The organism is Mesomycoplasma ovipneumoniae ATCC 29419 (genome assembly GCF_028885435.1).
Taxonomy (GTDB): Bacteria; Bacillota_I; Bacilli_A; order Mycoplasmatales; family Metamycoplasmataceae; genus Mesomycoplasma; species Mesomycoplasma ovipneumoniae.
Window position 1 is genome coordinate 1 of record NZ_CP118522.1, and the last position, 14,407, is coordinate 14,407.

12 protein-coding genes are annotated in these 14,407 nt (G+C 29.5%); all 12 read left to right on the top strand.

The window, feature by feature from the left end:
- The first annotated feature begins 35 nt into the window (after nucleotides 1-35).
- The 12 genes from dnaA (at nucleotide 36) to argS (ending at nucleotide 14,406) form a co-directional block, all read left to right on the top strand.
- Complete coding sequence (gene dnaA / locus PWA39_RS00005) at nucleotides 36-1,424, top strand: chromosomal replication initiator protein DnaA (protein ID WP_069099162.1); 1,389 nt, start codon at nucleotides 36-38, stop codon at nucleotides 1,422-1,424.
- A 165-nt stretch (nucleotides 1,425-1,589) separates the two neighbouring features.
- Nucleotides 1,590-2,726, top strand: a complete 1,137-nt coding sequence (locus tag PWA39_RS00010) for a DNA polymerase III subunit beta (RefSeq protein ID WP_069099161.1) — start codon at nucleotides 1,590-1,592, stop codon at nucleotides 2,724-2,726.
- 86 nt (nucleotides 2,727-2,812) lie between these two features.
- On the top strand, nucleotides 2,813-4,672 hold the full coding sequence (gene mnmG / locus PWA39_RS00015; protein ID WP_069099160.1) for a tRNA uridine-5-carboxymethylaminomethyl(34) synthesis enzyme MnmG: 1,860 nt from the start codon (nucleotides 2,813-2,815) through the stop codon (nucleotides 4,670-4,672).
- Nucleotides 4,672-5,130: a 23S rRNA (pseudouridine(1915)-N(3))-methyltransferase RlmH gene (locus PWA39_RS00020; RefSeq protein ID WP_069099159.1), complete on the top strand. Its 459-nt coding sequence runs from the start codon at nucleotides 4,672-4,674 to the stop codon at nucleotides 5,128-5,130. Before mnmG ends, PWA39_RS00020 begins: the two co-directional genes overlap by 1 nt.
- A 12-nt stretch (nucleotides 5,131-5,142) precedes the next feature.
- Complete coding sequence (locus tag PWA39_RS00025) at nucleotides 5,143-6,126, top strand: DHH family phosphoesterase (RefSeq protein WP_069099158.1); 984 nt, start codon at nucleotides 5,143-5,145, stop codon at nucleotides 6,124-6,126.
- Nucleotides 6,119-7,093: a bifunctional oligoribonuclease/PAP phosphatase NrnA gene (locus tag PWA39_RS00030; protein ID WP_069099157.1), complete on the top strand. Its 975-nt coding sequence runs from the start codon at nucleotides 6,119-6,121 to the stop codon at nucleotides 7,091-7,093. The genes PWA39_RS00025 and PWA39_RS00030 overlap by 8 nt, the downstream gene beginning before the upstream one ends.
- A gap of 95 nt (nucleotides 7,094-7,188) precedes the next feature.
- On the top strand, nucleotides 7,189-7,764 hold the full coding sequence (locus tag PWA39_RS00035) for a Panacea domain-containing protein (protein WP_069099156.1): 576 nt from the start codon (nucleotides 7,189-7,191) through the stop codon (nucleotides 7,762-7,764).
- Between the two features lie 77 nt (nucleotides 7,765-7,841).
- Complete coding sequence (ftsY, locus tag PWA39_RS00040; protein WP_069099155.1) at nucleotides 7,842-8,843, top strand: signal recognition particle-docking protein FtsY; 1,002 nt, start codon at nucleotides 7,842-7,844, stop codon at nucleotides 8,841-8,843.
- A 119-nt stretch (nucleotides 8,844-8,962) separates the two neighbouring features.
- On the top strand, nucleotides 8,963-10,990 hold the full coding sequence (locus PWA39_RS00045; protein ID WP_069099154.1) for a thioredoxin domain-containing protein: 2,028 nt from the start codon (nucleotides 8,963-8,965) through the stop codon (nucleotides 10,988-10,990).
- Nucleotides 10,991-11,061: 71 nt separating this feature from the next.
- Nucleotides 11,062-12,069 carry a heat-inducible transcriptional repressor HrcA gene (locus PWA39_RS00050; RefSeq protein ID WP_069099153.1) on the top strand — a complete coding sequence of 336 codons (1,008 nt, stop codon included), beginning with the start codon at nucleotides 11,062-11,064 and terminating at the stop codon, nucleotides 12,067-12,069.
- Between the two features lie 2 nt (nucleotides 12,070-12,071).
- Nucleotides 12,072-12,818, top strand: coding sequence for a nucleotide exchange factor GrpE (locus tag PWA39_RS00055; protein WP_069099152.1), 747 nt, complete (start codon nucleotides 12,072-12,074; stop codon nucleotides 12,816-12,818).
- Nucleotides 12,802-14,406 carry an arginine--tRNA ligase gene (gene argS, locus PWA39_RS00060; protein WP_069099151.1) on the top strand — a complete coding sequence of 535 codons (1,605 nt, stop codon included), beginning with the start codon at nucleotides 12,802-12,804 and terminating at the stop codon, nucleotides 14,404-14,406. Before PWA39_RS00055 ends, argS begins: the two co-directional genes overlap by 17 nt.
- Nucleotide 14,407: the final 1 nt, after the last annotated feature.

Consider the following 14,407-nt stretch of genomic DNA (forward strand, 5'->3'; position numbering starts at 1 on the left):
AAATTTTACCACAAAAGAAGGAAAAATCAAAAAAAATGAAAGCAAATAGTAATATAAAAATCAGAACCCAAGAACTTCGGCAACAAATTGAAAACCTATTAAATGACAAAATGGTTTACAACAATTTTTTTCAAACAATTTTTGTGGTAAACGAGACCGAAAACGAAATTATCATTGATTTTACAGACCAAATTGCAAAACAAGAAGTTATTTCTCGATGAATTGACACTGTCGAAAAAGCGATTTCTAACCTTGAAATTTCTAAGGTTTTAACTTTTAATAATGAAAATAATTATATAGAAAAACCTAAACAAGCACAGGATTTTACTATAAAAAACAAGTATTGCAGCTTTAAAATAAACAATTTTTTGAATAAATTTACCTTTAAAAACTTTATAAGGTCTAACTATAATTTTCAGATTTTTAGCATTTACGATTCGATTATAAGCGACACAAAGCTCAATTTTTCGCCGATTTTTATTTCAGGACCCTCAGGAATAGGGAAAACTCACTTTATTAATGCCATCGGAAATTTGCTTGCTGAAAAAGGCAAAAAAGTTTTCTACATTAATGATTATAAGTTTATAAGTTGTATAACCGGTTGAATGCAAAATGGTGAAAGCAATAAAATCAGTGATTTTTTAGAATGACTGACTCAAGTTGACGTTTTTTTGTTTGATGACATTCAAGGTTTGGGACATAAACATCAGACTTCAATAGTTGCTCTTGAAATTTTGAACAAATTTATTGAAAATGATAAAACTGTAATTATAACATCAGATAAATCACCATCTTTATTAGGTGGTTTTGAAGAAAGATTTATAACAAGATTTGGTTCTGGTTTGCATATAAAGTTAAATAAACCCAAAAAAGAGGACTTTTTGCGGATTTTTACACACAAATTGCGCGAGCAAAATTTGGACAAACACATTTGGACAACTGAAGCGCTTGAATTTCTTTCAAAACACTTTCGAAACTCAATCAGAGAACTTGAGGGTGCGCTAAAGTCAATTGTTTTCTACATTCAGACAAATAGAATTAAATTTCAGAGCGAAATTTATTTTGACAAGCAAAAAATGCTTGAAATTTTTGTAGAAAAACATGAAACTGAACAGATAATTACGCCAGATTTAATAATTCAGTCCGTTTCTAAATATTACGGAATTCCTGTTAGTGATATAAAAAGTGAAAAAAGAGACAAAAATATAGTTCACGCCCGTGACATCGCCATTTGATTAATCAAGAATATTCTCGACTTGACTCACAATGAGGTTGGGTCATTTTTCAACAACAGAAAGCACTCAACAATAATTTTTACACTTAGAAAAATCGATGATTTAAAACAAAGCAACAATCACGAATTAGAACTGGCCTTAAATCAAATATATAAACATTTAAACTGAAGTTTTAAACATAAAAAATAATAGAAATTAACACCGTTTTTTGGTAAAAAAACGCTATAAATTAAAGATTTTTTGTTTTTTTGAACTTTTAAACAAAATTATTATAATTTTTATTAAACTAAACATAACCTAACTTAACAAAACTAAACTTAACTAAATTTATTATTTATTTTGCAAGGAGTAAAAATGAAATTTAGAATTAAAAAGAACATTATTGAAAAACAAATCGAAAGAATGCAAGTAGCAATTCTTAGTCACAATAATTCACCACTGAGCTCTTTTTTTATGAAATTAACAAGAGGAGGTTTGTTTATAATATCGACAAATAGCGAACTTTCTTATAAAGTTTTTATCGAAAAAGAAAATTTAATTGAAATAATTGATGTCGGTTTTTGTTTGATTGATGGATTTTTTTTACGTGATGTTATCAAAAAATGTGATTCAGAAATTAGCTTTGAATTAAAAGGCAACGAACTAATTGTTTCCTGAGAAGAAGCTTCATTTACAAAAAGTCTTATTAATGCTAGTTTTTTCCCAGAAATTGACTTTGACCAAAAAGGGATAAAATTAATTGTAAATGCAAAAAATTTTAAAAAAGCCGTAAAAAATACAGCTTTTGCAACGACAAACAACCCTTCTCAACCAGTTTTATCAGCTATAAATCTTAGTTCTGATTCGGGTTATTTATTTTTTTCAGCAACAGACACAACTAGATTTGCCTCAGAAAAAATTGAAATTTTTAACCAAAGTAAAATAAATATTTCTGTAAATGCTAAAAATTTGAAAGATTTTATACCCCCAGAGCTTGATTCAGACATTGAATTAAATATTGAACCGACAAAAATCAGCTACATTTACGATAATTTAACTATTCAGTCAAGAATTTTGACAATAGATTACAAAGATATTTCAAATGTTTTGCCAAAAAAAGACGAAATTTTATATTTCTTTTCTATAAAAAAGCGCGAAATTATCGATCTAATTGATAAAACTACGATAATTTCGCCTGGCAAAGATAATGTAATTAATCTTACAATGTCAAAAACCGAATTAAAAGGATTTATTTCGCGACAAGATTCGGGGCAATCTAATGTCTCAACAAAAAATGTTATTGACTTTAAAATGAATCCAAATTTTGCTAATTCTGGCGAGTATGATCCTGATTTTGTAGAAATAAATGTCAATTATCGTTACCTGAAAGACGCAATTTCTGTTTTTGACAACATTATTGAAATCTATATAAATGACAAAAAGACAAAAATGCTCATAAAATCACCTGAGCGTCCAGAAACTAGCCAACTTATTGGTCTAATTCTTGTGTAAAAAGCAATTTTCTAGTTGAAAAAATCAATAAAAACAGCTAAAAATATAGTATAATTTTTTAATTAATTGAATTTAGAAAGTCTAAAATGACAAAAGAAAAAAATAAAAGTGATTTAGAGTTTGATGCAATTGTAGTTGGTGGCGGTCATGCCGGAATTGAGTCAGTTTACGCACTTTTAAAAAAAGGTTTTAAAGTCGCGCTGATAACAATTGATAAAAAAAAATTAGCATCAATGCCGTGTAATCCAGCAATCGGCGGACCTGCTAAAGGAATAATAACTCGAGAAATTGATGCTCTTGGTGGTGTGCAGGCTAAATTTTCTGATGCTGCCATGATTCAAATTAAATATTTAAATGAGTCAAAAGGTCCTGCCGTTTTAGCTATGCGGGCGCAAATTGACAAAGAAAAATATTCTAAAATTATCCTAAAAGATCTAAAACAACAGGATAATTTGACTATTTTTGAAGATTTAGTAACTGAACTTTTGGTTGAAAAAAACCGTATTTTTGGACTAAAAACAAAAAAAGGTGCTGTTTTTTTCGCAAAAAGTGTAATTATAACCACCGGAACCTACATGGACTCAAAAGTTCTTCGCGGTTCTTCGTCTATTTCAAGTGGCCCTGATGGTCAAGAAACTTCAAATTTGCTCTCAAATAACCTAAAAAAACTCGGTTTTGAATTACAACGACTTAAAACCGGAACCCCTCCAAGAATTCTTACCTCTACCATTGATTTTTCCAAAGTTGAACGCGAAGTTTTACCACTTTATAATATAAATTTTTCATTTCAGTCAAAACACAAACTAAAAAAACAAATTTCCTGCTATTTAACTTACACTAACTCAAAAACACACCAAATAATAAACGAAAATTTGGACAAATCTTCAATGTATTCAGGCTTAATTTCGGGAGTTGGGCCTCGTTATTGCCCTTCAATTGAAGATAAAATTGTCCGTTTTTTAGACAAACCTAGACACCAAATATTTTTTGAACCAGAAACAAAAAAACAAGACATAATGTACATAAACGGCCTTTCGACCTCAATGCCCGAAGAAGTCCAAGACCAAATTATTAAAACAATCCCGGGTCTAGAAAATGCAAAAATCGCAAAATACGGCTATGCAATTGAATATGATGCAATTAATCCACTTGAATTGAAAAAAAGTTTAGAAACTAAAAAAATAAAAGGCCTTTTTATGGCCGGTCAAATTAACGGAACTAGCGGATATGAAGAGGCTGCGGCCCAAGGTTTGGTTGCTGGAATTAATGCTGGACAATTTATTTTAAAGAAAAAACCAATTGAAATTTTGCGAAATGACGGCTATATCGGCGTTTTAATTGATGATTTAGTAACAAAAGGGACAAAAGAACCCTATCGAATGCTAACTTCAAGAGCAGAATATCGACTTATTCTTCGAAATGATAATGCTGATATCAGAATGTTAAAATATGCTTTTGTTTCTGGTATGATTTCAAGAGACTATTACCTAAAAGTTAAAGAAAAATACAAAAAAATCGATAAAAAAATAGAAAAACTTTCTAAAGATTTTTTGTCGCCAAAAAATCCGTTGGCAAAAAAATACGGTATAAAAACTGGAATTTCAAAGTTAAAATTAATTTCTCGACCTGATGTTGATTTTAAAGATATTTTGCCCGATTTTGAATATGGCTATGAATTAATGGTCATTTCTCGTTTAAAAGGCTACATTCAAAAGCAAAATTCTGAGGCCGAAAAAATGATTAGACTTGAAAATTTACTCATTCCAACAGATATAAATTATCAAAAAGTCGCTAATTTATCAACTGAAGCGCTCGATAAATTTTCAAAAGTTAGACCAAAAACTATTGGCCAGGCAAGTAGAATTAGTGGCGTAAATCCGGCAGATATTCAAATGCTTTTATTTCATCTTAATCTTTTAAAAATGCAAAAAGAAGCAAAAACATAATGAAAATTTTAATAATTGGCTTTGGAAGCAATTCTAGAGATTTTTCAGTTTTATATCAAAAAGAAATCAATAAAATTAAAGAATTTAAATACCAAGTTGATTTAATTAATCTTAGTGAAAGTCAAAATGAAAACATAAGTTTAAAAAAAACTATTGAAACTAAGCTAATTTTAGAAAAAATACCGAAAAATTACAGCTGTTTTCTTTTTACTGAGCGTGGTCAAACGATTTCTAGCCCAGAATTTTCACATCTATTAAATTCAGCAAATATTTGCCTCATAATCGGCGGTTCAAGGGGTGTTGATGAAGCCTTGATTCTTGAAAAAGTACCAAATATTAGGCTTTTATCATTTGGTAAAATAACTTTCCCCCATAAAATTTTCAAACTTGTACTTCTAGAACAAATTTATCGCGGACTTTCTATAAAATATAATCGAAAGTACCACCATGATGACTAAAAAAAGGAAAAAATGAACTCAAAACCACACTTAGAAATAATAAAAAACATTGAAAAACACGACAATATTTTTGTTTTTCACCACATTAGACCTGACGGCGACTGTCTTGGAGCTCAACAAGGTTTTGCAAAAGCAATTAAAAAAAATTTCCCCCAAAAAAATGTTTTTTTAATTGGAAACAACAACAAAGAATTTGATTTTTTAAATTTTCACTTTGATAATAAAGATTCAATTGCAAGTGAATTTTTTCAAAATTCACTTGCAATTACAGTTGATACAGCTGATATTAACAGAATTCAAGAATTAGACTTTTTCTTGAATTCTAAATTCAAAACAAGAGTTAAAATTGACCACCACCCTGAAAAAGAGGAAGAAATTTACGATCAAACTTGAATTGATCCAACTTTTTGTGCCGCTTCTGAAATGATTGGCTTTATTTTGAAAGAAGAAAAATGACACATTGACGAGGAAATTGCACTTTTTGTTTATTTAGGAATTTTAACAGATTCAGGTCGTTTTGCTTTTCCTTCAACAACAGCAAGAACCTTTGAAATTGTAGCTTTTTTAATGAAAACCAATTTTAATTTCAGCGAATTAAATCGCCTTTTAGCTCAGAGAACTGAAAATGAAGTCGCTTTTCAAGCGCATGTTTTAGGAAATTACAACAAAAAAGGCAAAGTTTTATGACATTATGTCTCAAAAAGTGAACAGGAAAAATTCAACTTGTCCTCAAGTCAGGTTTCAGCAGTTAATCTTTTGTCAAATATAGGTGACGCCTTGATTTGGCTGTTTTTGATTGAATACGAAAACCAAATTAGGGTTAGAATTCGCTCAAATGGCCCAGTTATTAATAAAATTGCGGCCGAATATGGTGGGGGCGGTCACCCTTTTGCCGCTGGAATTAATTTAGAAAATAACGAAAAAATTAATCAAAATATTAGCGAAATACTAGAAAAACTAGAAAAATTAGCCGAAGGTTTTACACGTAATGGATAAAAAAATAGCAACAGAAATTAAAAATCTCATCGAAAATCACGACTCGATCGTTATTTTTCACCACATTAGACCTGATGGAGACTGCCTTGGTGCTCAAAACGGTTTGAAATCACTTATTTTAGAAAACTTTCCAGATAAGCAAGTTTTTGCAATCGGAGATTTTAAGAAATCATTCTCGTTTTTAGATTTAAAAGAGGATTTAGTGCCTGAAAAAGAAATTTTGGAAAAATCTTTGGCAATAATTGTTGATGCAAACTTTAAAAATCGAATCGAATTTGCTCATTTATTTGAGCAAATTCGATTCAAATCAATTTTGAGAATTGATCATCACCCAAATGAGGATGATTTAGGCGAAGCTTATCGCTGAGTTGACCCGACTTATATTGCTGCTTGTGAACAAATTGCAGATTTAGCACATGAATTAAACTGAAAAATTTCAAAAAGATCAGCCGAACTCATTTATCTAGGAATTTACACAGATTCAGGACGCTTTTTATATAAAAATACATCAGCGCGAACCCACTTTTTAACAGCAGTTTTATTTGAAACTGGATTTAATTTTTCAAAAATTCATGAAAAATTAAATGCAAAAAGATTATCTGACCTTGAATTTGATAGTTACATTTTTGCTAATAAAAAAACTTACAAAAATGTAATTTATTACATTTTATCCATCGAAGAACAGCAAAAACTACAAAAAAATTCACAAAATTCAGTTAAACCAAATTTATTAGCAAACATCGATGATTATAAAATTTGACTCTGTTTAGTTCAAGAAACTCAAAATTCATGGCGTGTTGAATTTCGATCAGCAGGTCCAAATGTTCAAAAAATCGCCCTAAAATGAGGCGGGGGTGGTCACCTTAATGCTTCAGGAACTATTCTTGAAAACCTTGAAAAATTAGATTTATTAGTTCAGGATTGTCAAGCAGAATACGAAGAATGAAAAGCTAATTCTTTGGCTTAAAAAGGAAAAAGTAAGACAAAAATACTAAATTTTTCCATTTTTTGGCTAAAAATCATAAAAAAATTAATATTCACAAACACACCATGGAGGTTGTTATGAATGGGATTGATATTAAAAAATTTTTAAATTATTTATTTGCGCTTTATCACGTTGACAGCGGAGAAACCGAACTTTATCGAACTTGAGTTCAAAAAATACTATGATTTACGCACTGAAAATTTTATAGACTTTATAATGAACCGTTTTTTTCTGATGATTTTGAGTCATACAAATACGGCCCTGTTTCATGAACAGTTTTAAAAACTCAGTTTTTTAGCCTTCAGACACCTAAAAATACCTCTTATAATCTTGAGGATATTTTAGATTATCACAGAAACGATATAATTGATGAATTCAAGGGCATATTAAAAAACGATTTTTTGAAAGACTTTAGTCACGATTATGGCGAAACTTTTACTGAAGAACAAAAAATAGAGGCTCAAGAAAAACGGTGAGATTGTTTTGTCTTTGTTTTTGAACGGTTGAAAAAAATGCGTCCAAATGAATTAATGAATTTGTCTTACAAGCAAAAATCATACAAAACCGCCTTGTCAAATCCAACAAGCAAAATTATTCTTAACGAAACAATACTTGAAGACAGCGAAATAGATGTGCTAAAAACCGATTTTTAATTTTTTTAACATTTAATAAAAAATTAAAACCCCTTATAATTTATAATATATTTATTAAAAATTATAGGAACCACAAAATGTCTTTTTTTCAAAAAATCAAAGAAAAAATTTTTGGTTCAAAAGAAAAAAAAGCTGCTAATTTAGATAAATACGTGGCTGGTTTGTCTAAATCTAGACTTTCTTTTTTGAATCAAATTGTTCAACTTCAAAAAAAACACATCAAGATTGATGATGATTTTTTTGATGAACTTGAAGAAATACTAATAATGTCAGATATTTCTCCAAATTTTGTAAACACAATAATAAATGCGCTAAAAGATGAAGTTCGTTTTCACAACATCGACAATCCTGAATTAATTACCGAAATTATTATGGATAAAATGTACACAATTTATTCAAACCGGTCAATTGTTAACATAAATTTGAACGTAAAACCCGATAGAATTAATGTTTTTTTAATTTCTGGCGTTAATGGTTCTGGAAAAACAACTTCAATTTCTAAAATAGCCCGTAAATTTGTGCTTGAAGGTAAAAAAGTTTTAATTATTGCAGCAGATACTTTCCGCGCGGCCGCTGTTGAGCAACTTGAAATATGGGCTAAAAGAGTTGGTGCTTCAATTGTAAAACCAGCAACTAACGAAAAAGACCCAGGCTCTGTAGTTTTTCGCGGTCTGGATTTTGCAATACGAGAAAAAATGGATTTAGTCTTAATTGACACAGCCGGAAGATTGCAAAATAACGTCAATTTAATGCAAGAATTAGCAAAAATTAACAAAATAATTTCTCAAAAAATACCAGGCGGACCTCATGAATCACTTTTGGTAATTGATGCAACAACTGGTCAAAACGGGATCTCTCAAGCTGAAATATTTACAAAAGCAACTCCAATTTCTGGTATAATTTTAACAAAAATGGACGGCACAAGTAAAGGAGGAATCGTTTTTTCAATCAAAGATCAACTTAATATCAGTGTAAAATTAGTTGGTCTAGGCGAAGGAATGGATGACTTACAGCCGTTTGATCTAGATTTATTTATTTTTGCAATCACTAAGGGAGTAAAAAATCAATATCAAATCTAAGGATTTTGACAAATCTTTAGATTTGTAGCCCTTGCAAAAATAATAATTAAAAATGTTAAAAAATAGATAAACCTTATGTGAAAAGTTCACATAAATAAAATAAAAATTAAAAGGAAATTATGGCTAAAATTAGTTTTTTTGCACTAGGCGGCCAAGATGAAAACGGAAAAAATTGCTATATTTTAGAAATCGATGACGATATTTTTGTCATAAACGCAGGTGCTAAAATTCCGCTTGATAGTTCAGTTGGTGTTGATACAATTATTCCAGACTACACTTATATTGAAGAAAACAAGCATAAAATAAAAGGTGTTTTTATAACTGACGCCAAAAATGAATCATTTTCAGGAATCCCTTGGCTAGTTATGAAACTAAAAAACGTAACGATTTATAGCTCTTTTTTCACTAAAGCGCTAATTCTTGACCGAATGAGCAAATATAATATTGAAGATGCTACTTTTGAGATAAAACCAATAATATCTGAGCTAAAAATTAGTGAAAAAATAACTATAATTCCCTTTTCGGTTGCAGGTTCGATGCCTGGTTCAATTGGTTTTTGCTTTCAAACCGAGGATGGATCGATTGTTTTTATGTCCAATTATGTCGTTGGAAATTTAGGTGTTTATGGTGAAACCAATTTTGACTTAATCAAAAAAGTTAGCCAGAACCCAAAAGGTGTTTTAATGTTTATCTCTGATTCAGGTAAATCTAATGTGCCTGGAAAAGCAATGAACAAGCTTTTTGCTAAATCTTTTCTTGAAAAAAGTTTCCTGCAAGCCGATAAAAATTCGCGAATTGTCGTTTCAGCTTATGATGAAGAAATGGTTTCAATTCAGGAAATCATAGATCTTGCCTTGAAATTTAACAGGCAAATTACAGCTTATGGAAAAAAATATGACAAATTATACGACATGATTTATAAGCTTGATAAATTAACAACAAATAAAATAAAGAGTTTGCCAACTTTTTTTGACTATAAATTTGCAAATAAGCAAAAAAATTCTGTTGTTTTAATAACATCTAGTCCTGAAAGAATTTGTCACCGATTTAACCGTGTTCTTCAGAATGATGATGCCTATTTTAAGCTAAAAAAGTCAGATTATGTAATTATGCTAACCCCTCCAATTAACGGGATGGAGCAACTTTATGCTAAAGTTTTAGACCAAATTGCTAAATCTGTAACAAATATAGTCGATATTTCTGAATCAGATTTTGGACTAGCACGCCCATACAAAGAAGATATTTCTGATATGATTGACCTTCTTAAGCCAAAATATTTTATTCCAATTCAAGGACTTTATCGATATTTAGTTGTTGCTTCAAATATTGCGGCTAATAATAAAATAAATAGGCAAAACACAATTATTTTACAAAACAAAAGAATAGCTAATTTTATTGACGGAAATTTATTTTCACGTAAAAAACTGACAAAAGGACAAGATGAAATTTATATTTCAGGCTATGGAATTGGCGATGTTTCTTTTGAAGTGCTAAAAGAACGCGAATCATTATCTCAAGATGGACTAATAATTGTTTCCTTTTTGTTCAATCCTATTTTAAAAAAGATTGTCTCAAAAGTTGAAATAACTGATCACGGAATTTTAAGCCGTGAAAACCGCGAGTCATATCACGAAATAATTCGAAAAATTATTTTTGATAATTTTTCGAATATTAAAAAAACAAATGATAAAATATTAAAAGAATTACAACAAAAAACTCAAAAAAATATCAAAAAAAAGATTTTCCGTATTTTTGATAAAGAACCCAATGTTTCTGTTATAATTCATAACATTTATCCAGAAGAAAAGGAGCTAAAAATGAAAAAAATGCTATGAAAAGACGCCCAGGAAGAAATTAAAACTGGTGTTGTTTACTTAGAATTTGCGGTTGACTGGTGTGGTGATTGCAAAATGCAAGAGCCTGTTAATGAAGAACTTTCTGAGTATTTTAAAAATAGAACTGACGTAAAATTAATCCAAGTTAATGCAGAAGAAGCGCAATTATTTAGAAAAAAAGACACTGAATACGAAGTTCTTTTCGTGCCAACTCACTTCGTTTTCAAAGACGGTAAGCCAATTTTCAAAAAATTTGAATACGCTCCAGCAGAATTACTGATTGAAACAATTGAAGAAGCCTTAAAAAAATAAATAACAAAATTTAAATTTTCACACTACTAAAATTAATTATTTTTTAGTTTTTTTGTTATAATTTAACAACAATGTCAAGGTTAGATGCTAAAAAAGAAAAATATTTAAAGCAGATAGTTGAAAATTTTATTAAAACCGGAGAATCAATCGGTTCAAACGCTTTAAAACAAAATTACAGCATAAAAAAATCCTCTTCACACCTTAGAATGGTAATGAATCAACTTGAAAAAGAAGGTTTTTTGGAAAAACCTCACATTTCAAGTGGTAGAATCCCAACACTAAGAGGGTTTCAGTATTATGCTGAATTTTTGTCATTCGACGAAAATGAAATTTTAGCAAATAAACTAAAAGACTTGTTTGCCCGCCGACGTGTCAGCATTGAAAATACAATTTCTGAAGCCTTTAATTTGATTTCTGAATCTGTTGGCACTACAATAATTACCACAACAAGCAACGAAAATGACCGTTTAATGTCAATAAATTTGACGCAAATATCACAAAATGAAGGAATTGTTGTCGTTGTTAGCTCTAGCGGCAGCGTTGAAAATAAAAAAATCACATTTTCACCTTCAATTTCACTGCAGGATGTCAAAATTGCAATTCGCCTATTTCAACAAAGGCTAATAAATACTCCACTGTCAGAAGTTTCATCAAAATTAATCATTTTAAAACAAGAATTAGAAAAACAAATTAAACATAGTGACGAACTTTTGCATCATTTTATACATAAAATTTTTAACTTCCAAATCCAAAATAAATCAGACGTTTATAATAAAAATATGTTAATCTTAGATAGCGAAATTTCTAGAACTAGACTTGTTGATTTGCTTAATTTGATTGAAAAAAAGTCGATTTGAGAAATGCTAGACGAAAAAACTACCACCGAAGATGAAACCTTAAAAATCAGTATTGAATCGCCTGAAACCTCATTTATCTCGAAAAAACTTGAAAAATCGTTTGCAATCAAGGAAATTAGCATGATAGGATCAACGAAAAAAATTAATTATTCTGCAGCGCGAACAGGCATAAAACTTTTAGAAGATTTTCTATCAAATAAAAACAAAAATAGAAAGGAATAATAATGATTTTTGAGAATTCTGAAGATAAAAAAACTAATCTAAACAACAGTGAACAACAAGAATCTGAAAAAATTTCTAGTGAGTCAGTCGAAAATAACCTTGAAAATTCAGCCCAAAAAATAGAAACTGAAACAGAAAATAATGAAAAAAACGGCAAAAAATCACGTCGTTTTTTAAAAAAAGAATCTAAATTAAAAGACCTTGAAAATCAAATCCAATCACTAACCACAAAAAACATTAGTCTTGAAATTGATTCCTTAAAATTAAAAGACAAAATCAAAAAAATTGAGGATGACTTTAAATCTCAAGTCAAAATTTTCGAGGAAAAAGCCGCTCAAAAAGTTAAAGATATTAAAGCCGAACTTCAAGCTAAATTTGAAAACGACCAAAATCACATAAAAAAATACAGTTTACAACCCTTTTTTGAAGAGTTTATTTCGCCATTTTTAAACCTTAAAAAAGCAATTTCATATGGTCTAAACGCAGAAAATCCCGAAACTTCTTCATATGTAAAAGGATTTGAGATGCTTGTTGGCCAAATTGAAAATGTTATGGAAAATTTTGGAATAACAAAAATAGCGCCTGAAATAGGAGGTTTTTTTGATTCCTCAGTACACGAAGTTTATGAAGTTTCTGATGGAGAAAAAGATAAAATTTCTGACATAATTTCAATTGGATATAAACTTCATGATCGAGTTGTAAAAACAGCGCTTGTAGTTGTTGGAAACACAAATGAACAAAAAAATTAGTAACCAAATATCCGAATTTTTTATCAAAAATAATTTAATTTTTGATAAAACCAAGATAATAGTTGAAAAATCGAAGAATTTTGGTGACTTTAGCACAAATGTAGCTTTAATTTTTTCAAAACAAAACAAGTTAAAGCCCTTGGAACTTGCAGAAAAAATTAAAAACTGATTGAACCAGCAAGAATTAGGGCTTGAAAAAATCGAGATAGCCGCACCTGGATTTTTGAATTTTTTTGTTTCCAAAACAGAATATTCAAAAATTGTTAAAAAAATAATCGATCAAAATGAAAATTTTGGTCGAAGTTTTTTATCAAAAAAAATAAATGTCGAGTTTGTTTCGGCTAACCCGACTGGATTTTTACACCTTGGCCATCTCAGAAGCGCTGTTATTGGTGATATTTTGTCAAATATTCTTGAATTTTCAGGTAATTCTGTTCTTCGTGAGTATTATGTAAATGATTTTGGGTCTCAAATTGACAAATTAGTATCTTCAGTTTTTGCCCGTTATCAGCAAATTTTTAAAGACATTCCTCTTCCAGAAGAAGCTTATCTTGGTGAAGAAATTATTTTAATGGCCAAAAATTTTTTTGACGAATATGGTAATAAATTTGAGTCATCAAGTCTTGAAACCCCTGAAATTTACAGCATTTTTCGCCAAAAAGCTCTTGATTTTTTTCTCACTGAAATAAAAAAAGATTTATCAAATTTATCAATTAAATTTGATAAATTCACGTCCGAAAGTGATTTATTTTTATCCGGAAATGTTCAAAAAACCCTTGAAAATATAGGTTTTACCTATAAAAAAGACAACGCACTTTGACTAAAAACATCAGATTTTGGCGATCAAAAAGATCGCGTTTTGATAAAAAATGGCGGAAATTACACTTATTTTTCAAGTGATATTGCCTATCATTTACACAAAATTAATTCAGAATTTAAGCCTGATATTTTAATAAATATTTGAGGAGCAGACCATATTGGTTATGTTGACCGTGTAAAAGCTGCCCTAAAAATTGCTAATCAAGAAAATAAATTGCAAATTTTGCTATATCAACTTGTAAAATTAGTAAAAAACGGCAAAGAATTCAAAATGTCCAAAAGAAAAGGGCAAACTTTTACAATCAAAGACCTTCTTCAAGTTGCAAATGCTGATGCAATTCGTTATTTTATTGCTGAACGGGGGTATAATTCGCTTGTAGAATTTGATGTAGACTTAGCGAGTAGCATAGATTCACAGAATCCGTTGTTTTTAATCCAATATGCCCATGCTCGTGCAGTTAATTTGCTGGCTAAATCTAATTTAAATGTCGAAAATTTAGGCACATTTAAATTAGAAAATGAAACTAATTTAATTTCAAAATTAAACCAATTTGAGGAAATTGTTTTAAAAATAGCAAAAAATTATAAAATTAATTTGCTACCAAAATATTTACTAGAACTAGCTAACCTCTTTAATTCTTTTTATTCTAACACAAAAATATTGAATAATTCAGACACAAATAATCTTTTATGTTTAACAAAAGCTGTCTCAATTGTTTTAAAAAATGGATTAAAATTACTTGGAATAAAGGCAAAAGAAAGGATTTAAA